Source organism: Streptomyces sp. NPDC006393 (assembly GCF_040628575.1).
Taxonomy (GTDB): Bacteria; Actinomycetota; Actinomycetes; order Streptomycetales; family Streptomycetaceae; genus Streptomyces.
Window position 1 is genome coordinate 120,358 of sequence record NZ_JBEXZD010000004.1, and the last position, 20,200, is coordinate 140,557.

A 20,200-nucleotide genomic window follows, 5' to 3' on the forward strand; every position below is an offset into this window, starting at 1 on the left:
CTCACCGCGTCGGCCATCTCCGGGTGCCGACGTCGCGCGCCGAGCCGGCGTGCCCGTCTCGGCCCGTGCTGGTTCCGACGGCGTACGGCTCCGCCCAGGCGGAGGCAGGCGCCGTCGGGCCCGGGCGCCGGACCTGCCTTGCGCTCGAGCCGGCGGGCCTCGACGGGGCTCGGCGGCGGGTGAGCCGCCCCGAGCAGACACGCGCGCCGACGCGTCGTCCGGCCGCTGTCGGACGTGGCCGGGGCGTAGCGGCCGGTTCGCGCCCGCCGCGCCCGCCGTCTTCATGGTGCCGCCCGTCCCCCTGCTGTGCACCCATCCGACGGGGCCGCGCTCAGGCAGCCCCGGGGCGCGGCCGGTCCCGGAAGGGACGGCGCCGTCGTGTGGGCCCGGCGGGCAGGTGACCGCCCGCGCGCGCCCACGGGCCCGGCGGGGCTCAGAAGCCGTGTCGGGCGCCGCCGTCGACCGGGAGCATGATGCCGGTCAGGTAGGACGCCGCCGGGGACAGGAGGAACGCCGCCGCGCGGCCGAACTCCTCCGGGGTGCCGTACCGGCGCAGGGGGATCCGGGACTCGTTCGCCACGCGGGTCGCCTCCGGGTCCGCCGAGAGCCCGTCCAGCTCGCGCACGCGGTCCGTGTCGATGCGGGCCGGAAGCAGACCGACGACCCGGATGCCGCGCGGTCCCAGCTCGTCCGCGAGGGACTTGGCGAACCCGGCGAGTCCGGGCCGCAGGCCGTTGGAGATGGTCAGTCCCGGGATCGGCTCGTGCACGGAACCGGACAGCACGAACCCGATGACACCGCCCGCCTCCAGCTCCGCCGCCGCGGCCCGGGCCAGCCGCACCGCCCCCAGGAACACCGACTCGAACGCCGACTGCCACTGTTCGTCGGTGTTGTCGGCGACGAAGCCGGGCGCCGGCCCGCCGACGCTGACGAGGATGCCGTCGAAGCCGCCGAAGTGCTCCCGCGCGGCCGCGATCAGCCGCGCCGGTGCCTCGGGGTCGGCGTTGTCCAAGCCCACCCCGACGGCGCTCGCGCCCAGCTCGGCCGCCGCGTCGGCGGCCCGCTCCCCGTCCCGCCCGGTGATGACCACCTTCGCCCCGTCGGCGACCAGCTCGCGCGCGGCGGCGTTGCCCAGCCCGCGGGTGGCCCCGGTGACGACGTACACCCTGTCCTTCAGTCCAAGATCCATGGCCCCTATCCTGCCCGCTCCTCCCCGAACAGGGCGAGGGCGGTGTTCACCAGGCCGATGTGGCTGAACGCCTGCGGGAAGTTGCCGAGCTGCCGGCCCGCGCCCGTCGCGTCGTCCACCCGGTACTCCTCCGCCAGCAGCCCCACGTCGTTGGCGAGGCCCACCAGCCTCTCGAACAGCTCCCGGGCCTCCCGGGTCCGGCCGGTCATGTGCAGCGCGTCCGCGAGCCAGAACGAGCACACCAGGAAGGTGCCCTCGCCCCCGGGCAGTCCGTCCACGGCCGCGGCGTCGGCACCGTCCGCGTCGGTGCTGTAGCGGTGCAGCAGGCCGTCCTTGCCGAGCTCCGCGCGCACCGCGTCGATGGTGCCGGTCACCCGCGGGTCGTCCGGCGGCAGGAAACCCACACGCGGAATCAGCAGCAGGGCGGCGTCGAGCTCGCGCGAGCCGTAGGACTGCGTGAACGTGTTCCGCTCGGGGTCGTAGCCCTTCTCGCACACCTCGCGGTGCACCTCCTCGCGCAGCGCCCGCCAGCCCTCCAGGTCGCCGCGCAGCGCCGGGTTCTCCTCGAGGGTGCGCACCATCCGGTCGGCGGCCACCCACACCATCACCTTGGAGTGCACGAAGTGGCGCCGGCCGCCGCGCACCTCCCACAGCCCCTCGTCGGGCTGCCGCCAGGCCCGGCGCAGGAAGTCCAGCAGGGAGCACTGCATCGACCACATGTGCGGCTGCGAGGACAGGCCCGAGCGACGGGCCAGCGACAGCGAGTCCAGGACCTCCCCGTAGACATCCAGCTGAAGCTGTTTCACCGCGTCGTTGCCGATCCGTACGGGCGCCGAGCCGGCGAAGCCGGACAGCCACGGCAGCTCGTACTCCGGCAGCCGGCGCTCACCCGCGAGCCCGTACATGATCTGGAGGTCCGCGGGGTTGCCCGCGACCGCGCGCAGCAGCCAGTCGCGCCACGCCTCGGCCTCCTCCTGGTAGCCCGCCGACAGCAGGGCGCCCAGGGTGAGCGTGGAGTCGCGCAGCCAGCAGTAGCGGTAGTCCCAGTTGCGCACCCCGCCCAGGTCCTCGGGCAGGGAGGTGGTCGGGGCGGCGACGATGCCCCCGGTGGGGGCGTAGGTGAGCGCCTTCAGCGTGATCAGGGAGCGGACGACGGCGTCCCGGTGCGGGCCGGTGTAGCGGCAGCGCGCCGCCCAGGCCCTCCAGTCGACGACGCTGTGGTCCAGCGCCCGGAACGGGTCGACCAGCGGCGGGCGCGGATCGTGCGAGGGGTGCCAGGTCAGCACGAACGCCACCCTCTCGCCCTCGCCGACGGTGAACTCCGCGTGGGTGCGGAAGTGCTCGCCCCACGTGCGCACCGGCGGCTCGCTGCGCAGCCACGCCGAGTCGGGCCCCGCGACGGCGACCCGGTGGCCGTCGGCCTTGCGCACCCAGGGGATGATCGAGCCGTAGTCGAAGCGCAGCCGGAGCGTGCTGCGCACGGTCACCCGGCCGCTGAGGCCCTCCACGATCCGTACCACGTCCGGGGCCCGGTCGCGCTGCGGCATCAGGTCGGTGACGCGGACCGAGCCCTCGGGGGTGTCCCACTCGGTGTCGAGGACCAGCGTGTCCGGGCGGTAGGCGCGGCGGGTGCAGGGGCCCTCGGCGCCTTTGGGGGCGAGGCGCCAGTGACCGTTCTCCTCGTCGCCGAGCAGCCGGGCGAAGCAGGCGCCGGAGTCGAAACGGGGCAGGCACAGCCAGTCGATCGAGCCGTCCCTGCCGACCAGGGCGGCCGTCTGCTCGTCACCGATGAGCGCGTAGTCCTCGATCCGCGGGTACACGGATGTCCGGATTCCCGTTGGAGGCGCCGGACAATCAGGCGTCTACACCGCGGCGGGTTCCGTCTCCTTCTCGGCCGATGCCTTCGCCGCCCCCGCGCGCTCCTTGAGTTCGCGCCGGACCAGGACCAGCCAGCCCACGGGGACGCCCACGGCGAACAGCCACCACTGGATCGCGTACGGCAGGTTGATGTCCCCTATGCCGATCCAGCTGCTGTCCTCCTTGGGCGACGGGAGCGGTTGGGGACTGCCGTCCTTGGGCGCGGGAGAGATCAGCTCGATGTAGCCGCCGAACACCGCCTTGGCGGAGGTGTCGCCCGAGTCGCGCAGCAGCGCGCCGACCTGTTCGCTGTTGATCAGCATGATCTGGCGGTCGGGCAGCCCCTTGACGTTCTTGATGCCGCTCGCGGCCGTCGTCTCGTCCTGCATCAGCCGCCCGGTCACGGTGATCTCGCCCGACGCCGGTGCCGGAATCCTGGGGAAGGCGGTCTGCGAGGCGGAGGAGGCGATCCAGCCGCGGTTGACGAGGAGGGTCCTGCCGTCGTCCAGCACGAACGGGGTCAGGACGTGATAGCCGACCTGGTCGTCCGCGTTCGTACGCCGGCGCACCACCAGTTCGTGCGCCGTGTCGAAGTGGCCCTTGGCGGTCACCCGGCGGTAGATGGCGTCGTGCGCGACGGATCCGCCGACCGAGGTGAGCGACTCGACGGGCACGGGCCGCGCCGCCAGCGAGGCGTTGATCACCTGGTTCAGCTTCTGCCGGTGGTCGTGGCGGTGCAGCTGCCAGAAACCCAGCCAGATCATCGTCGGGATGAGCAGGAGAGCCACGAGGGTGATGATCACCCACTGGCGGGTCAACAGGAAGCGGTACACCCCACGACGGTACCTCCCCGGCCGTGGGGTTCTTCCCGCAGGGGGTGCCGGGTGTCCTCAGACATGGTCGACGATTCCGACCTTCCCCTCCGCCCGTGCGCAGTGCCCGCCGCAGTACCAGTGGCCCTCGACCTCGACGCCCTGACCGATGATCTGCACCCGGCAGTGCTCGCAGATCGGCGCCATGCGGTGGATCGCGCAGGCGAAGCAGTCGAAGACGTGCACCGCGCCCTGGGCGTGCACCTCGAAGGTCATACCGTAGTCATTGCCGCATACTTCACATCTGGCCATGCGCCACAGGGTGAGCCGTGGCCGCCTCGCGGGCGAGCGGCCGCCGGGCGAGTCGCCCGGCAATCACCCGTACGCCCGCCGGTCACCCGTACGCGCGCCCGTCCGCTGCTCGGGAGTCCCTCGGTCGCCGTCCGCTGCTCGGGAGTCCCTCGGTCGCCGTCCGCCGCTCCGGCGTCCCTCAGTCGCCGTCCGCCGGTTGCACGTCCCCGAGCAGCTGTCCGAACGCGGCCTCGTCCACCACCGGTGTGCCGTACAGCCGCGCCTTGACCACCTTCGACGTGCCCGAGTCCGGGTCATTGGTGACGAGCAGGCTGGTCAGTCGCGAGATGCTGGTGGCGACATGCAGTCCGGCCTCCGTCGCGCGGTCCTCCAGCAACTCGCGGTCGACGGAGGTGTCACCGGAAAAGGCGATCCGCATGCCCTGCTTGAGGCGTTTGCCCTCTTCGTAACGGCCCGGGTTGGGATAGGGGCATGCGGGTCTTTTGCGGGACGGGCGCCAACTGCCCGCCCGGTAGCCGCCGTAGCCACCGGACGGCTGCCGGGGCACGGGCCGGTCCGACCACTCCGTCAGCGGCCGGCACTCCAGCAGCGGCAGCCGTACGCCGCCGGCCGCCGCTGCCGTCAGGCTCGGCCGGAACGCCTCCGCCAGCACCCGCGCGTCGTCCAGCGCGTGGTGCGCCCGCCGCTGTACGACGCCGAAGTGCGCCGCCAGCGACTCCAGTTTGTGGTTGGGCAGCGGCAGCCCCAGCTCCTTGGAGAGCGCGATGGTGCACAACCGCTGCCGCACCGGTGCCTCGCGCTTCGCGCGCGCGTACTCCCGGGCGATCATCTGCCAGTCGAACACCGCGTTGTGCGCGACGAGCACCCGGCCGGCCAGCCGGGCGGAGAACTCGTCCGCGATGTCCTCGAAGAGCGGCGCCCCTTCGAGCACCTCGCTCGTCAGACCGTGGATCCACACCGGTCCCGGATCCCGCTCCGGATTGACCAGCGTGTACCAGTGGTCCTCCACCTCGCCGCGCGCGTCCAGCCGGTAGACCGCCGCGGAGATGATGCGGTCGTCCCGGGCCAGGCCGGTGGTCTCCACGTCAACGACCGCGTATCCCTGCGGATACGCGGCCGGCCACGGTGTGGGGGACGGCCCTGCGAGCGTGCGGTCTTCGAGCATGGTCACTGAGGATACGGGCCGCGACTGACAGCGCTGTCCCTCAGGTGGCCACCCCGCCACCCGCGCACACCGGCACGCCCGTACGCCACTTCGCGCGCCGCTCACGCGCGCGTCACGCGCGCGGGACGCAAACCGGGCGTATCCCGGCAGAGTTCGCCTCACCGAGCGCTACCCCGCCGTGCGCCGCCGCCGGCCCTCCGTGCGTCCTCGCCTCCGCTTCACCCGCACGGGCGCACGGGCGCACGGGCGCACAGACGCACGGACGGGCGGACGCACGGACGGGCGGACGGGCGGACGGGTGCGAGGGCGCGGCCCGGGGCGTCGCCCGCGGCACCCCTGCGCGCGACGGCGCCACGGGCGACGCGCATCCCCGGGCCGCCGTCCGGCGCGGGCTGCTCAGCTCCAGTGGATCGGCAGCGGCAGCGCCGTCAGCAGCCCCGACACCATGACCACCACCGCCAGGCCGGCGAGCTCCGCGCGCGCGGGAGTGCACGCCGTCAGCGGGTCGGGCGCCCGGCGCAGCCGGAGCCGCGCCCAGAGCGCCAGCAGGGCGACACCGGCCACGAGGATCACCTTGGCGAGCAGGGCGCGGCCATAGGCCGTCGCCGTCAGCTGGTGCAGCACCGTCTCCGGCGGCATCCGGCGCAGGGCGCTGCACACGCCCGTCGCGGTGACCGCGGCGAGCAGCACGGCCGCCACCCGCGCGTAGCGGCCCAGCAGTGCGGCGGCCGCCCCGGTGCCGCGCCGGCGCCGCACCGTGCGCAGGGTGTGCAGCAGACCGCCCGCCCACAGCGCGCCGCACACCAGGTGCGCGAGCGTCAGGACGGAGCCGGGCAACGGGCCGCTCTCGGTGGGGGGATGGGCGCGCAGCGCCTCGGCCACGGCCACCGCGGCGAGCGGCAGGACCTGGAGTCGCGGCCGGCGTGAGAGCGCGCACGGACCGGCCAGCAGGAAGGCGTTGACCTCCAGCAGGGCCAGTGAGCCGTCCCGGGTGCGGTAGAGGCCGCCCACGTCGATCTGGGCCGGGCTGTGCGGCACCAGGTTGCCGGCGGCCACCATGGAGGCGAGTCCGAGGGCGGCGAGGAAACTGGCGGCGGCCGCGTACGGGGACCAGCTGCGGGGCGGCTCCGCCGTGGGGCCGGGGAGGCCGTCGGCCAGCCGGTTCACGAGCAGTTCGCCGGCGGGGACGCACAACGCCGCGAACAGCACCGCCCGCAGCAGGGCTGTGCCGCCGGTTCCGGGGGCGGCGGCCTCTCCGGTGCCGTGCAGGGCGGCGGACGGCCCGAACAGCGGGATCAGCGCGGCGAGCGCCACCAGGGCGAGGACGGCGGCCGCCCGTGACGTCGCGGCCCGCCGCCCCCTCCCACCGGCGTCTGCCGCCTCGGAGGCCGGTCGTATGAGCGTCACCCCAGGATCTTCGCCAGCCGCCGCAAACGGGGCAAGTGGGCACAAGCAACTGAAGGAACGGCATTCCGCCCGCCGATGTCCGCTCGCTGTCACGCCCGTGTGTTCACGCCCAGCGGGCCGCGTCCGTCCCCCAGCGGCCGGGTGGCCGGGCCCAGGCGGCGGGGCCGCCGGTGATGGTCACGGGCGGCAGGGCGTACCGCAGCCGGCCGATCCCGCTGTCCGTCTCGCCGAGCCAGGGCTCCGGCCCGTCGTACGGGGCGCCCGCCATGGAACCCGGCACCGTGCCCGTCCCGGCGGGACCCGGCGCGCCGCCCGGCCCGCTGGCGCGCGAAGTGTTCGGCGGCGTCGGCCACGCCGCCGTCAGCCACGCCGCCGTCCGCGCCAGCGACAGCCGTACGACCCGGCCGCCGCCCTCGCGGGACTGCTCGGTCAGGGCCCGCAGCACCGCCCCCGCCAGGAGATAGCCCGTGCCGTGGTCCAGCGCCTGCGCGGGCAGTGCGCCCGGCCGCCGCGCCGACCCCTCGACCGCCGCGATGCCGGTGGCGACCTGGACGAGGCTGTCGAAGCCGCGCCGCCCGGCCCACGGTCCGTGCCCGCCCCAGGCCGACAACTGCGCCACGACCAGTCCGGGCCGCCGCTCGGCCAGCGCCTCGGGGGAGAGGCCGAAGCGGTCCAGGGCTCCCGGGCGGTAGCCGGTGACGACGACGTCCGCCTCGGCCAGCAGCTCCTCGAAGGCCGTCCGGTCGGCCGCCAGGTCCAGGAGCGCCGACCGCTTCCCGAAGCCCGTGTCGGCGTGCTGGTCGGGCAGTTCGGGCAGCCGCGGCGCGTCCAGGCGCAGCACGTCCGCGCCCAGCAGGGCGAGGGTGCGGGTGGCGACGGGCCCGGCGATGACCCGGGTCAGGTCCAGGACGCGCAGCCCGGCGGCGGGCAGTGCCGGCGCACCCGCGACGGGCGGGAGCACGCGCGCCCGTGCCTCGTCCAGTCGCTCGCGCTCGACCAGCGGCCGGGCGGCCACGGCGGCGCCCTGCTCGTGCGCGGCCCACTCCTCGGGCGTGCGCAGCGCGACGGCGAGGCCGCCGGCCGCGTACACGGCCTCCTCGACGTCGAGTGCGGACCGCTCGGCGAGCGCGGCCTCCACGGCCGCCGGGTCCGCGTCCCGCGGCAGCCCCAGCGCCATGAGCAACCGCTGCCGGTGGTGCGGGTAGTTGGCGTGTGTGCGCACCCAGCCGTCGGCCGTGCTCCAGAACCGTGACAGCGGCGCGAAGGAAACCGGTGGCCGCCCGTCGACCAGCAGATGCCGCTCACTGGTGAACGCGGTGGCCACGGCACCGTCGTCCACGCGCACCGCGGGCGCCTCGGCGAGCCCGGCCCGCCGTGCGGCCAGCTCCGCGGCGGCCAGCGCGCAGGCGCCCACGCACGCGCGTGCCAGCTCCCGTACGGGAAGGCGCGCCCCGAGCGCGCCTTCCCGCTCCACGGTGGTGACCCGCGCCACGAGGGCGGGATCGCCGCCCAGCGCGGACCATGCGAACCTGATGTCAGTCATGACTGCACTATGCAGTATTGACTGAATCAATATATGGTCCGCGTACCCCCGCTGGACGGCTACGTGCCGGCTACTTGGTCACCGCGGCCAGCGCGTCCGCCGTGCCCCAGCCGTAGAAGCTGTTGCGGTTCTTCGTGCCCTCGCACACCGCGTCGACCTTGCCGTCCCCGTCGATGTCGTACGGGTCCGTGCACGGCGTGGCGCTGGCCTCCGCGTACAGCAGCGCCTTCACCAGGGCCGCGGGGGCGTGCGGATGCGTCGACTTGATCAATGCCGCAACACCGGCGACATGCGGGCTCGCCATCGACGTACCGGCCATGTAGCCCCACTTGCCACCCGGCAGCGGACCCAGGATCAGGCCGCTGGTCGCCGGCGGCTCGGGCTTCTGGTACACCGTGGAGTCGCCGCCCGGCGCGGCGATGTCGATGACACCGAGACCGTAGTTGGAGAAGGACGACTTGACGCCCTTCGCACCGGTCGCCGCCACCGTGACGACACCCGGCAGCTGGGTCGGGATGTCGAAGCACTTGTGCGGGTCGATCACCCGGTCCCCGGGCGTGGAGTCGTTCGGGGAGGCCGGGTCGGTGATCGAGTGGGAGGCCAGGTCGTAGTTCTCGTTGCCCGCCGCGGCGACGTTGACCGTGCCCTTGCGCTCCGCGTACTGCGAGGCCCGTCGGACGGCCTCCACCAGCGCCTTCTGGTCCGGGTCGTCTGCGCAGTTGAAGTACCACGGGTCGGTGTAATAGCTGTTGTTCGTCACGTCGACACCGTGCTCGGCCGCCCACACGAAGCCGCACACCACGGCCTCCGTGTAGAAGAACCCGTCCGGGTTGGCGACCTTGATGCCGGCCACCTTCACCCCCGGCGCCACACCCGTGATGCCGACGCCGTTCTTCGCGCCCGCGATCTCCCCGGCCACATGCGTGCCGTGCGGGCTCTCGGCGGCGCTCGGCCGCCAGGCGCCGTCGGTGGTGTCCGGCTTGCCCGACACACAGTTGACGGAGGCGGCGCGGTCGAAGTTCGGCGCGATGTCCGGGTGGGTGTCGTCCACACCCGTGTCGATGACGGCGACGGTGACCTTCGGGCTGCCGAGGGTCTTCTCGTGCGCCTTGTCGGCCTTGATGGCGGGCAGGTCCCACTGCAACGGCTCCAACGGGTCCTGCCCGTCGGCGGCTTCGGACCCCGCCTCGGCCACCTGCGCGGCGGTCAGCGCCTTCGGCGTGCCCAGGTCGGTCGTCGACTGCGCGGGCAGCGGCGCCGTACGCGTGGCGCCCGCGGAGGCCACTCCGGGCGTCCTGCGTATGGCCTTCGCGAAGCCCGGGTCGGCGGAGTGGACGACGATGACGCCTATCTCGTCGTACGACGTCACGATGGTGCCGCCGGCCTTCGCGATCGCCTTCTTCACCTGGGCCGAGACGCCGTGCCCGGGACGGACGTTGACGACGTAGCTCAGCGAGGCCGCGTCGGTCTCGGTGGCGGTGGACTGCGCTCGGGGCGACGCCGATGCCACGGCCGGCAGGAAGCCGAGTGAGGCGGTCAGCGACAGCGCGACCGGTACGGCCAGGGCGAGTCGGCGTCTGGAACGCAGATGAGCCATGGGGTCTCCACATCATCCGGATACAGAACCGCCCGAGACACAGGTGTGCTGCTCGGGCGGCTACATGACGGTGGTGCAGGGCGAAGCTATCCCGCTCACTCACCGGCCAGCAATGACTTGGCAATGACTTCCCCAGGCCACTTGCGAAAGAACGCGCGGAACTTGAACCGGTCCTCGCGCGGCGCCGTGGACCTTGGACGGGAGCCCAGCACCCTCGGGCCCCCTGTCACATCCGCATCCCCATCCGGGCCCGGCCGCGGCCGGACCCGCTGTCGCAACGCGAGGAGACTGACGTGGCCACCGAGACACCGCCACCCTCGAACACCCAGGTCCCCCTCCCCTCCACCGAGGAGTTCGCCGCGGTGCAGGAGAGCACCGAGTTCGGTGAACTGCGCCGCTCCTACCGCTCCTTCGCCTTCCCGCTGACCATCGCCTTCACCGCCTGGTACCTGCTGTACGTCCTGCTGTCCAACTACGCGGGCGACTTCATGGGCACCGAGCTCTTCGGCAACATCAACGTCGCCCTGGTCCTCGGACTCGCCCAGTTCCTCACCACGTTCCTCATCGCCTGGTGGTACGCGCGGCACGCCGCCGCCCAGCTCGACCCCAAGGCGGAGGCCATCAAGACCCGGATGGAGGGCGGAGCATGACCACCGCACACCCCGCAGCGCACACCCTGCTGGCCGCAGGCGAGGCGAGCGAGCACCGCACGCTGATCATCACCCTGTTCGCGGTCTTCGTCGCCGCGACCCTCGTCATCACCGTCTGGGCCGGCCGCCAGACCAGGGACGCCGCCGACTTCTACGCCGGCGGACGGCAGTTCACCGGATTCCAGAACGGCCTCGCCGTCTCCGGCGACTACATGTCCGCCGCGTCCTTCCTCGGCATCGCCGGCGCCATCGCCCTGTTCGGCTACGACGGCTTCCTGTACTCCATCGGCTTCCTGGTCGCCTGGCTGGTCGCCCTGCTCCTGGTCGCGGAACCCCTGCGCAACTCCGGCCGCTACACGATGGGCGACGTCCTCGCGTACCGGATGCGCCAGCGCCCCGTGCGCACCGCCGCCGGCGCCTCCACCATCGTCGTGTCGATCTTCTACCTGCTGGCGCAGATGGCGGGCGCGGGCGTCCTGGTCTCGCTGCTGCTCGGCATCACCAGCGACGGCGGCAAGATCGGCATCGTCGCCCTGGTCGGCGTACTGATGATCGTGTACGTCACCATCGGCGGCATGAAGGGCACCACCTGGGTGCAGATGGTCAAGGCCGTGCTGCTGATCCTCGGCGCGATCCTGCTGACCTTCCTGGTGCTGCTGAAGTTCGACTTCAACCTCTCCGACCTGCTCGGCAGCGCCGCCGACAACAGCGGCAAGGGCGCCGCCTTCCTGGAGCCCGGCCTGAAGTACGGCGCCACCGGCACCACCAAGCTGGACTTCCTCTCGCTCGGCATCGCCCTGGTGCTCGGCACCGCCGGTCTGCCGCACATCCTGATCCGCTTCTACACCGTCCCGACCGCCAAGGCCGCCCGCAAGTCCGTGATCTGGGCGATCGGCCTGATCGGCGCCTTCTACCTGATGACCCTCGCCCTCGGCTTCGGCGCCGCCGCCCTCATCAAGCCGGACGAGATCATCGCCTCCAACAAGGCCGGCAACACCGCGGCCCCCCTGCTGGCCCTGCACCTGGGCGGTGTGGACTCCAACTGGGGCGCCATCCTGCTCGCCAGCATCTCGGCCGTCGCCTTCGCCACGATCCTCGCCGTCGTCGCGGGACTCACCCTCGCCTCGTCCTCCTCCTTCGCCCACGACATCTACGCCAACGTCATCAAGAAGGGCACCGCCACCGAGAAGCAGGAGCTGGGCGCGGCCCGGTGGGCGACCGTCGGCATCGGCGCCGTCTCCATCGTCCTCGGCGCCCTCGCCCGCGACCTGAACGTGGCCGGTCTGGTGGCCCTCGCCTTCGCGGTCGCCGCCTCCGCCAACCTGCCCACCATCCTCTACAGCCTGTTCTGGAAGCGGTTCACCACCGCCGGCGCGCTGTGGTCGATCTACGGTGGCCTGGTCACCGCGGTCGGCCTGGTGCTGTTCTCGCCGGTGGTCTCGGGCAAGCCCACGTCGATGTTCCCGGACGTCGACTTCCACTGGTTCCCGCTGGAGAACCCGGGCCTGATCTCCATCCCGGTCGGCTTCCTGCTGGGCGTCCTCGGCACCCTGCTGTCCAAGGAGACCCCCGACAGCGGCAAGTACGCGGAACTGGAGGTGCGCTCGCTGACGGGCACCGGGGCCCACTGAGACGTGTGGGACGGAGCCGTGTCGTAGGGACCTACGACACGGCTCCGTCCCACCTCGTCGGGATCGACCCTCGGCCGATGTCGGTGGTGTCACGTAGGCTCACAGGTGACGGAAGAAGAGTGTTCCGGACGAGGGAGGGGGCCACGTGCTCATCGACACCTACGGCCGAGTGGCCACCGACCTGCGGGTCTCGCTCACCGACCGGTGCAATCTGCGCTGCACCTACTGCATGCCCGAGGAGGGCCTGCAGTGGCTGGCCAAGCCGGACCTGCTCACGGACGACGAGATCGTCCGCCTGATCGACATCGCGGTCACCTCCCTGGGCATCGAGGAGGTCCGCTTCACCGGCGGTGAGCCCCTGCTGCGCCCCGGTCTGACCGGCATCGTCGAGCGCGTCGCGGCCCTGGACCCGCGCCCCCAGATGTCGCTCACCACCAACGGCATCGGCCTGAAGCGCACGGCGACGGCCCTCAAGGCGGCCGGTCTGGACCGGGTCAACGTCTCCCTCGACACGCTTCGCCCGGACGTCTTCAAGACCCTCACCCGCCGCGACCGCCACAAGGACGTCCTCGAGGGACTGCACGCCGCCCGCGAGGCCGGCCTGACCCCTGTGAAGGTCAACACCGTCCTGATGCCGGGCCTGAACGCCGACGAGGCCCCGGACCTCCTGGCCTGGGCCGTGGAGCACGACTACGAGCTGCGCTTCATCGAGCAGATGCCGCTGGACGCCCAGCACGGCTGGAAGCGCGACGGCATGGTCACGGCCGGCGACATCCTCGCCTCCCTGCGCACCCGCTTCGAGCTGACCCCCGAGGGGACCGCGGCGCGCGGCTCCGCCCCGGCCGAGCGCTGGCTCGTCGACGGCGGCCCGCACCGCGTCGGTGTCATCGCCTCCGTCACGCGCCCGTTCTGCGCGGCCTGCGACCGCACCCGCCTCACGGCCGACGGGCAGGTCCGCACCTGTCTGTTCGCCACCGAGGAGACCGACCTGCGCGGCGCCCTGCGCTCCGGCGCCCCCGACGAGGAGATCGCCCGCATCTGGCGGCTGGCGATGTGGGGCAAGAAGGCGGGCGCGGGCCTGGACGATCCGTCCTTCGTCCAGCCGGACCGGCCGATGTCCGCCATCGGCGGCTGAGGCCCGTCCCCCGGCTCAGGCGCCTTCGGAGGCACAGGGGCCGTCAGGGGTTCAGGAGCCTTCGGATGCTCAGGAGCCGTCGGGGGTTTCGGGGTGCTCGGAGGCTTCCCACTCCTTGAGGAGGACCACGTCCTTCAGGAACCCCCGCACCCCCAGGAACTGCGACAGGTGCTCCCGGTGTTCCTCGCACGCCAGCCACTTCTTGCGGCGCTCCGGCGTGTGGATCTTCGGGTTGTTCCAGGCCAGCACCCACACGGCGGCGGCACGGCAGCCCTTGGCGGAGCAGATCGGGGTCTCGTCAGTCACAGCTTCGTCTCACAGCCACGGCACACAAGGCGACGCCGAGCAGCCACGGGGGGAGCTGCCCGGCGTCGGTCTGTCGCTCCGACGGGGGATGCGGAGCGCGTACGAAGTATGTCACGGGTGACCCGCAGCCCGGCACCGGAACAACATGATTGATCTGAGCATTTCTTGAGCTTCCCGCCGAAGGCTCGCACGGGCCGGCCATCGGCGCCGGTCACACCCCGTCGTGCGGCTCGCCCGCGGCGCCGGTGGCGCTGCCCGGGGTGCCGTGGGGGGTGCCCGGGGTGCCCTGCGGGGTGCCGTTCGCCGCGCCCGCCGCCGGGTCTGCGGTGGTGTCCCGCGCGCCGGACTCCGCGAAGCCGTCCTCCTCCGTCCGCGGCGCGGTGATCATGGGCTTCGTCGGCATGGTGACGAACGTCGACGGCAGATTCGGCGCGTTCTCCCGCCCCGCGTTGGCGATCACCACGGCGATGTAGGGCAGCACCAGCCCGAGCACCAGCGCCACGATCGCCACATACCGCTCGACGTTCCAGAGCGCCACCGCGAGGAGCACCGACACCGTACGGATCGACATCGAGATGACATACCGGCGCTGACGGCCGCGCACGTCCTCCTGGAGGCCGGTCCGGGCTCCCGTGATCCGGAACACCTGGACGTGGCCACCGCCATGCTGCTTCCGCATCACAATCCACCATTCGCCCGCATCGGACAGTTCCTCGGTTCCCTGCCCGGCCGCACACCGGAAGGGAACACCGGTCCGCACCTGCTCCACGGTACGCCGCGCCGACCGCGCCCACGAGGCCGGGGCACCCTCTGCCTGCGCGAACGACCACCACGCGGCCGGGCGGGGCGCGCGGTGACTGCGCCCGTCCACGCCCCCGGCGCCGGACGCGTACAGCCGCGCCCGGCATGCGGCGCGGGGCCGTACGGCCGACACTGACCGTGACGGTCACATCGAGCCGGAGGAGGCGGCCATGGGCTGGTTGTGGGCGATCATCGTGGGCTTCGTGCTCGGCCTGATCGCCAAGGCGGTGATCCCCGGCAAGCAGCACAGCCCACTGTGGCTGACCACCATCTTCGGCATCATCGGCGCGGCCGTCGGCAACGCGGTCGCCCGCGCCGCCGGCGTCGCCGAGACCCGAGGCATCGACTGGAGCCGGCACGTCTTCCAGATCGTGGCCGCGATCATCATCGTCGCCATCGGCGACATGGCGTACATGGCGCTGTGGGGCAACAAGAAGCGGCAGCGGGAGCGGGCATAGCGCGCCGCACGCGCATGAGGAAGGGGTGGCCTCCCGGGAGACCACCCCTTCTCTCATACGGCGTCCGGCGAGGAGCCGGTGACTCAGGCGCCGGTGACCTCGACCGCCGCCAGGTTCTTCTTGCCCCGGCGCAGCACCAGCCAGCGGCCGTGCAGCAGGTCCTCCAGGGCGGGGACCGCGTCCTCGGCGGTCACCTTGACGTTGTTCACGTAGGCACCGCCCTCCTTGACCGTGCGGCGCGCGGCCGACTTGCTGGGCACCAGGCCGGCCTCGGCGAACAGGTCGACCACCGGGCCCAGCTCGGCCACCTCGACGTGCGGCACCTCGGACAGCGCCGCGGCCAGCGTCCGCTCGTCCAGGCCGGCCAGCTCGCCCTGGCCGAACAGCGCCTTGGACGCGTCGATCACCGCGGCCGTCTGGTCGGCGCCGTGCACCAGCGTCGTCAGCTCCTCCGCCAGCGCGCGCTGCGCGGCCCGGGCCTGCGGACGCTCCTCGGTCTGCCGCTCCAGCTCCTCCAGCTCCTCGCGGGACCTGAAGGACAGGATGCGCATGTACTTGGAGATGTCCCGGTCGTCCACGTTCAGCCAGAACTGGTAGAACGCGTACGGCGTCGTCATCTCCGGGTCGAGCCAGACGGCGCCGCCCTCGGTCTTGCCGAACTTGGTGCCGTCCGCCTTCGTCATCAGCGGCGTCGCCAGCGCGTGCACGCTCGCGTCCGGCTCCAGCCGGTGGATCAGGTCCAGGCCGGCCGTGAGGTTGCCCCACTGGTCGCTGCCGCCCTGCTGGAGCGTGCAGCCGTGGCGCCGGTAGAGCTGGAGGAAGTCCATGCCCTGGAGGATCTGGTAGCTGAACTCGGTGTAGCTGATGCCCTGGTCGGACTCCAGGCGGCGGGCCACGGAGTCCTTCGTCAGCATCTTGTTGACGCGGAAGTGCTTGCCGATGTCCCGGAGGAACTCGATCGCCGACAGGTTCTGCGTCCAGTCCAGGTTGTTCACCATGACCGCGGCGTTCTCGCCCTCGAAGGACAGGAACGGCTCGATCTGGCGGCGCAGCTTGTCCACCCAGCCGGCCACCGTCTCCGGGTCGTTCAGCGTGCGCTCCGCGGTCGGGCGCGGGTCGCCGATCAGGCCCGTGGCACCGCCGACCAGCGCCAGCGGCCGGTGCCCGGCCTGCTGGAGCCGGCGCACGGTGAGCACCTGCACCAGGTGCCCCACGTGCAGCGACGGCGCGGTCGGGTCGAAGCCGCAATAGAACGTGACGGGACCGTCCGCGAGCGCCTTGCGCAAAGCGTCCTCGTCAGTGGACAGGGCGAACAGCCCCCGCCACTTCAGCTCGTCGACGATGTCCGTCACGGTTCTCGTGTCTCCTCGATGATCTCGTGGGTGGTCCCGCCGGTGATCGCGGGTGATCGGGCCGGCGGTTCCGGGCCAGTCGGGTGACAGCCGACTACGAGGTTATACGCCCTGACTGACAGAGCTCATGTTGAAATCGGGGACGCGCAGCGCCGGCATCGCGGCCCGGGTGAAGTAGTCGCTCCACTCCCGCGGCAGGGTCTTCTCGGTCCGCCCGGCCTCCGTGGCCCGGCCCAGCAGGTCCACCGGCGACTCGTTGAACCGGAAGTTGTTGACCTCGCCGGTCACCTCGCCGTTCTCGACCAGGTACACCCCGTCCCGGGTCAGCCCCGTCAGCAGCAGCGTCGCCGGATCCACCTCGCGGATGTACCACAGGCAGGTCAGCAGCAGGCCGCGCTCGGTGGCGGCGACCATCTCCTCGAGGGAGCGCTCGCTGCCGCCGTCCAGGATCAGGTTCCCGGCCGACGGGGCCACGGGCAGCCCGGTCAGGCCCGCGCTGTGCCGGGTGGTCAGCAGGTTCCTGAGCTCGCCGTCGCCGATCCACTCGGTCGCCCGTACCGGCAGCCCGTTGTCGAACACCGACTGGTCGCCGCCGGAGGAGTGCGCGACCACGAACGGGGCGCACTCCAGACCGGGGTGGTCCGGATCGCTGCGCAGGCTCAGCGGCAGCCCGCTGAGCTTCTCGCCGACGCGGGTGCCGCCGCCCGGCCTGGAGAACACCGTCCGCCCCTCGGCCGCGTCCCGGCCCGACGAGGACCACGTCTGGTAGATGAGCAGATCCGCGACGGCGGTCGGCGGCAGCAGCGTCTCGTAGCGCCCCGCGGGCAGCTCGATCCGCCGCTCGGCCCAGCCGAGCCGTACGGCCAGCTCCGCGTCCAGCGCCGCCGGGTCGACGTCCTTGAAGTCCCGCGTGGATTGCCCCGCCCACGCCGAGCGCGCACGGTCCGGGGACTTCGCGTTGAGCTCCAACGTGCCGTTGGGCTGATCGTGGCGCAGACGCAGACCCGTCGACGTCCCCAGGTAGGTGGACACCAGTTCGTGGTTGGCGAAGCCGTACAGCTCGCGGCCACCGGCACGCGCTCGGGCGAAGGACTCGCCGAGGGCCGGGGCGAAGTCCGCGAACACCGCCGAGGAGGTCTCGGCGGGCGCGTCGGTGAAGTCGGGGGACTCCGGCACGCCCGTGACCAGCGGCTGCGCGTCCTCGGCGGGCCCGGCCCCGCGCGCGGCGGTCTCCGCGGCCCGCACCAGCGGCTCCAGCTCCTCCTCGGTCACGGCCGACCTGGACACGACACCCGACGCGGTGCCCTCCTTCCCGTCGACGGTCGCGACGACGGTGAGGGTGCGCCCGCGCGTGACACCGTTCGTGGTGAGCGCGTTGCCCGCCCAGCGCAGGTTGGCGGTGGAGTGCTCGTCCGCGATGACGACGCACCCGTCCGCCCGGGACAGTGCGAGGGCGCGCTCGACGATCTCGTGCGGCTTGCTGGTACGCGGGCTCATCGACCGGCCTCCTGGGTCGTGTTGAGGATGTTGACGCCCTTGAAGAGGGCCGAGGGGCAGCCGTGGGACACGGACGCGATCTGACCCGGCTGGGCCTTGCCGCAGTTGAACGCGCCGCCGAGGACGTACGTCTGCGGGCCGCCGACGGCCGCCATGGAGCCCCAGAAGTCGGTCGTGGTCGCCTGGTAGGCGACGTCCCGCAGCTGCCCGGCCAGCCGCCCGTTGACGATCTTGAAGAACCGCTGCCCGGTGAACTGGAAGTTGTACCGCTGCATGTCGATCGACCAGGACCGGTCGCCGACGACGTAGATGCCCCGGTCGACGCTGCCGATGAGATCCTCGGTCGACATCCCCGCCGGATCCGGCCGCAGCGACACGTTCGCCATGCGCTGCACCGGCACCCGGCCGGGGGAGTCCGCGTAGGCGCACCCGTTGGACCGCTCGAACCCGGTCAGCTTCGCGATCCTGCGGTCCAGCTGGTAGCCGACCAGCGTGCCGTCCTTCACCAGGTCCCAGGACTGGGCCTCGACGCCCTCGTCGTCGTAGCCGACGGTCGCCAGGCCGTGCTCGGCGGTGCGGTCGCCGGTGACGTTCATCAGCTCCGAGCCGTACCTCAGCTTGCCGAGCTGGTCGACGGTGGCGAAGGAGGTGCCGGCGTAGGCGGCCTCGTAGCCGAGGGCCCGGTCCAGCTCGGTGGCGTGCCCGATGGACTCGTGGATGGTCAGCCACAGGTTGGAGGGGTCCACGACCAGGTCGTAGACGCCTGCCTCGACGCTCGGCGCGCGCATCTTCTCGGCCAGCAGCTCGGGGATCTGTTCGAGTTCGGCGTCCCAGTCCCAGCCGGTCCCGGTGAGGTACTCCCAGCCGCGCCCCACGGGCGGGGCCAGCGTCCGCATCGAGTCGAACTCCCCGCTGGAGTCGTCCACGGACACGGCCGTCAGCTGCGGATGCAGCCGCACCCGCTGCTGGGTGGTCACGGTGCCCGCGGTGTCGGCGTAGAACTTGTTCTCGTGCACCGTGAGCAGCGAGGCGTCGACGTGGTCCACGCCGTCGGCCGCCAGCAGCCGCCTGCTCCAGTCGCCGAGCAGCGCGGACTTCTCCTCGTCCGGCACGGTGAAGGGGTCGATCTCGTACGACGACACCCAGGTCCGCTCGGCGTGTACCGGCTCGTCGGCCAGCTCCACCCTCTCGTCCGACCCGGCCGCCTTGATCACCTGCGCGGACAGCTGCGCCATCGCGACGGCCTGCGAGGCCACCTTGGCGGCGGCGGCCAGGGTCAGGTCCACGCCGGACGCGAACCCCCAGGTACCGCCGTGCACGACCCGCACCGCGTACCCCAGGTCGGTGGTGTCCGACGACCCGGCCGGCCGGGCGTCCCGCAGCCGCCAGGACGCACTGCGCACCCGCTCGAACCGGAAGTCGGCGTGCTCTGCGCCCAGCGCACGCGCGCGTGCGAGCGCGGCGTCGGCGAGGGCGCGCAGTGGAAGGGCCGTGAAGGCCTCGTCGATCGTATGTGGCACCGGGATCTCCCTGCTCTCGTCGCCTGTCGGACCGATCATGTCGCGCGGGCGGCGGCGCGGACCACACGTTTGCGGGCCCGGTCAGCTGTTTTCTGTAGGGACTCGACAGCGGGGCTCGTACGTCACTGTCGGTGCCCGATTGTCCGCTCTCGCGTCGGGACCGATAGGTTTTCGGGTGAAGCCGCCTGCTCATCGAGGTGTCCGGGCGTGCTGTGAACGCTTCAGACCGCTACGAAGGGGTGATCCGTTGAGCCGCTCGGTTCTCGTCACCGGAGGCAACCGGGGCATCGGCCTCGCCATCGCCCGCGCGTTCGCCGACGCCGGCGACAAGGTCGCGATCACGTACCGGTCGGGTGAGCCGCCGGCCGACCTGACGGACCTGGGCTGCCTCGCCGTCAGGTGCGACATCACCGACCCCGAGCAGGTGGAGCAGGCCTACAAGGAGATCGAGGCCCAGCACGGCACGGTCGAGGTCCTCGTCGCCAACGCCGGCGTCACCAAGGACCAGCTCCTGATGCGCATGTCCGAGGAGGACTTCGCCTCCGTCATCGACACCAACCTCACCGGCACCTTCCGCGTCGTCAAGCGTGCCAACCGCGGCATGCTGCGCGCCAAGAAGGGCCGGGTCGTCCTGATCTCCTCGGTCGTCGGCCTGCTCGGCTCGGCGGGGCAGGCGAACTACGCCGCCTCCAAGGCCGGCCTGGTCGGCTTCGCGCGCTCCCTCGCCCGTGAGCTGGGCTCGCGCAACATCACCTTCAATGTCGTCGCCCCCGGCTTCGTCGACACCGACATGACCCGGGCGCTGAGCGACGAGCAGCGCGAGGCGATCATGGCGCAGGTGCCGCTGGGCCGGTACGCGCAGCCGGAGGAGATCGCCGCCGCGGTGCGGTTCCTCGCCTCGGACGACGCCTCGTACATCACTGGAGCCGTCATCCCCGTTGACGGCGGACTGGGAATGGGTCACTGAT

General features: G+C 72.4%; 18 protein-coding genes. 5 read left to right on the forward strand and 13 right to left on the reverse strand.

Annotated features, from left to right (window positions below; translation table 11 throughout):
• Positions 1-433: 433 nt before the first annotated feature.
• The 8 genes from ABZ484_RS03570 to ABZ484_RS03605 all read right to left on the reverse strand — a co-directional run bounded on the left by ABZ484_RS03570 (position 434) and on the right by ABZ484_RS03605 (position 9,882).
• A complete protein-coding gene (locus ABZ484_RS03570; RefSeq protein ID WP_358864236.1) occupies positions 434-1,189 on the reverse strand; it encodes an SDR family oxidoreductase in 756 nt (251 codons plus the stop codon).
• 5 nt (positions 1,190-1,194) lie between these two features.
• The gene (locus ABZ484_RS03575; RefSeq protein WP_358864237.1) at positions 1,195-3,009 is read right to left on the reverse strand and encodes a glycoside hydrolase family 15 protein; all 1,815 of its coding nucleotides are present in this window, start codon (positions 3,007-3,009) and stop codon (positions 1,195-1,197) included.
• 42 nt (positions 3,010-3,051) lie between these two features.
• Entirely contained in the window at positions 3,052-3,879 is an 828-nt protein-coding gene (locus ABZ484_RS03580; protein WP_358864238.1) for an SURF1 family protein, read from the reverse strand.
• Positions 3,880-3,936: 57 nt separating this feature from the next.
• Entirely contained in the window at positions 3,937-4,170 is a 234-nt protein-coding gene (locus ABZ484_RS03585) for a hypothetical protein (RefSeq protein ID WP_037869664.1), read from the reverse strand.
• A 178-nt stretch (positions 4,171-4,348) separates the two neighbouring features.
• Positions 4,349-5,335: a DEDDh family exonuclease gene (locus tag ABZ484_RS03590; RefSeq protein WP_358864239.1), complete on the reverse strand. Its 987-nt coding sequence runs from the start codon at positions 5,333-5,335 to the stop codon at positions 4,349-4,351.
• A gap of 396 nt (positions 5,336-5,731) precedes the next feature.
• Complete coding sequence (locus tag ABZ484_RS03595) at positions 5,732-6,742, reverse strand: CopD family protein (protein ID WP_358864240.1); 1,011 nt, start codon at positions 6,740-6,742, stop codon at positions 5,732-5,734.
• A 103-nt stretch (positions 6,743-6,845) separates the two neighbouring features.
• A complete protein-coding gene (locus ABZ484_RS03600; RefSeq protein ID WP_358864241.1) occupies positions 6,846-8,285 on the reverse strand; it encodes a CoA transferase in 1,440 nt (479 codons plus the stop codon).
• Positions 8,286-8,355: 70 nt separating this feature from the next.
• Positions 8,356-9,882 carry a S8 family serine peptidase gene (locus ABZ484_RS03605; RefSeq protein ID WP_358864242.1) on the reverse strand — a complete coding sequence of 509 codons (1,527 nt, stop codon included), beginning with the start codon at positions 9,880-9,882 and terminating at the stop codon, positions 8,356-8,358.
• A gap of 293 nt (positions 9,883-10,175) precedes the next feature.
• Here ABZ484_RS03605 and ABZ484_RS03610 point away from each other — a divergent pair, with 293 nt between their 5' ends.
• The 3 genes from ABZ484_RS03610 to moaA all read left to right on the forward strand — a co-directional run bounded on the left by ABZ484_RS03610 (position 10,176) and on the right by moaA (position 13,298).
• On the forward strand, positions 10,176-10,532 hold the full coding sequence (locus ABZ484_RS03610; protein ID WP_358864243.1) for a DUF485 domain-containing protein: 357 nt from the start codon (positions 10,176-10,178) through the stop codon (positions 10,530-10,532).
• Positions 10,529-12,163, forward strand: coding sequence for a cation acetate symporter (locus ABZ484_RS03615; RefSeq protein ID WP_358864244.1), 1,635 nt, complete (start codon positions 10,529-10,531; stop codon positions 12,161-12,163). Before ABZ484_RS03610 ends, ABZ484_RS03615 begins: the two co-directional genes overlap by 4 nt.
• 145 nt (positions 12,164-12,308) lie before the next feature.
• The gene (gene moaA / locus ABZ484_RS03620) at positions 12,309-13,298 is read left to right on the forward strand and encodes a GTP 3',8-cyclase MoaA (RefSeq protein WP_358864245.1); all 990 of its coding nucleotides are present in this window, start codon (positions 12,309-12,311) and stop codon (positions 13,296-13,298) included.
• Positions 13,299-13,367: 69 nt separating this feature from the next.
• Here moaA and ABZ484_RS03625 read toward each other — a convergent pair whose 3' ends face one another.
• A complete protein-coding gene (locus ABZ484_RS03625; RefSeq protein ID WP_358864246.1) occupies positions 13,368-13,604 on the reverse strand; it encodes a hypothetical protein in 237 nt (78 codons plus the stop codon).
• Between the two features lie 211 nt (positions 13,605-13,815).
• A complete protein-coding gene (locus tag ABZ484_RS03630; protein WP_358864247.1) occupies positions 13,816-14,283 on the reverse strand; it encodes a DUF3099 domain-containing protein in 468 nt (155 codons plus the stop codon).
• Between the two features lie 292 nt (positions 14,284-14,575).
• Between ABZ484_RS03630 and ABZ484_RS03635 the strand changes: the two genes are divergently transcribed.
• Positions 14,576-14,863, forward strand: coding sequence for a GlsB/YeaQ/YmgE family stress response membrane protein (locus ABZ484_RS03635; RefSeq protein ID WP_358864248.1), 288 nt, complete (start codon positions 14,576-14,578; stop codon positions 14,861-14,863).
• An 83-nt stretch (positions 14,864-14,946) separates the two neighbouring features.
• Here ABZ484_RS03635 and tyrS read toward each other — a convergent pair whose 3' ends face one another.
• The 3 genes from tyrS to ABZ484_RS03650 form a co-directional block, all read right to left on the reverse strand.
• Positions 14,947-16,215 (reverse strand): tyrosine--tRNA ligase, encoded by a 1,269-nt coding sequence (tyrS, locus tag ABZ484_RS03640; RefSeq protein ID WP_358864249.1) that lies wholly within the window; start codon positions 16,213-16,215, stop codon positions 14,947-14,949.
• Positions 16,216-16,317: 102 nt separating this feature from the next.
• The gene (locus tag ABZ484_RS03645; protein WP_358864250.1) at positions 16,318-17,712 is read right to left on the reverse strand and encodes a TldD/PmbA family protein; all 1,395 of its coding nucleotides are present in this window, start codon (positions 17,710-17,712) and stop codon (positions 16,318-16,320) included.
• Positions 17,709-19,232, reverse strand: coding sequence for a TldD/PmbA family protein (locus tag ABZ484_RS03650; RefSeq protein WP_358864251.1), 1,524 nt, complete (start codon positions 19,230-19,232; stop codon positions 17,709-17,711). Before ABZ484_RS03650 ends, ABZ484_RS03645 begins: the two co-directional genes overlap by 4 nt.
• 247 nt (positions 19,233-19,479) lie before the next feature.
• On the opposite strand from ABZ484_RS03650, the gene fabG reads away from it, so the two are divergent.
• Positions 19,480-20,199, forward strand: coding sequence for a 3-oxoacyl-[acyl-carrier-protein] reductase (gene fabG / locus ABZ484_RS03655; protein ID WP_358864252.1), 720 nt, complete (start codon positions 19,480-19,482; stop codon positions 20,197-20,199).
• Position 20,200: the final 1 nt, after the last annotated feature.

What these genes read in the sequence shown, in the direction of transcription:
- ABZ484_RS03570 (WP_358864236.1), bottom strand. Translation starts at nt 1,189, where the DNA reads ATGGATCTTGGACTGAAGGACAGGGTGTACGTCGTCACCGGGGCCACC.
- ABZ484_RS03585 (WP_037869664.1), bottom strand. Translation starts at nt 4,170, where the DNA reads ATGGCCAGATGTGAAGTATGCGGCAATGACTACGGTATGACCTTCGAG.
- ABZ484_RS03590 (WP_358864239.1), bottom strand. Translation starts at nt 5,335, where the DNA reads ATGCTCGAAGACCGCACGCTCGCAGGGCCGTCCCCCACACCGTGGCCG.
- ABZ484_RS03600 (WP_358864241.1), bottom strand. Translation starts at nt 8,285, where the DNA reads ATGACTGACATCAGGTTCGCATGGTCCGCGCTGGGCGGCGATCCCGCC.
- ABZ484_RS03605 (WP_358864242.1), bottom strand. Translation starts at nt 9,882, where the DNA reads ATGGCTCATCTGCGTTCCAGACGCCGACTCGCCCTGGCCGTACCGGTC.
- ABZ484_RS03615 (WP_358864244.1), top strand. Translation starts at nt 10,529, where the DNA reads ATGACCACCGCACACCCCGCAGCGCACACCCTGCTGGCCGCAGGCGAG.
- ABZ484_RS03630 (WP_358864247.1), bottom strand. Translation starts at nt 14,283, where the DNA reads ATGCGGAAGCAGCATGGCGGTGGCCACGTCCAGGTGTTCCGGATCACG.
- ABZ484_RS03635 (WP_358864248.1), top strand. Translation starts at nt 14,576, where the DNA reads ATGGGCTGGTTGTGGGCGATCATCGTGGGCTTCGTGCTCGGCCTGATC.
- ABZ484_RS03645 (WP_358864250.1), bottom strand. Translation starts at nt 17,712, where the DNA reads ATGAGCCCGCGTACCAGCAAGCCGCACGAGATCGTCGAGCGCGCCCTC.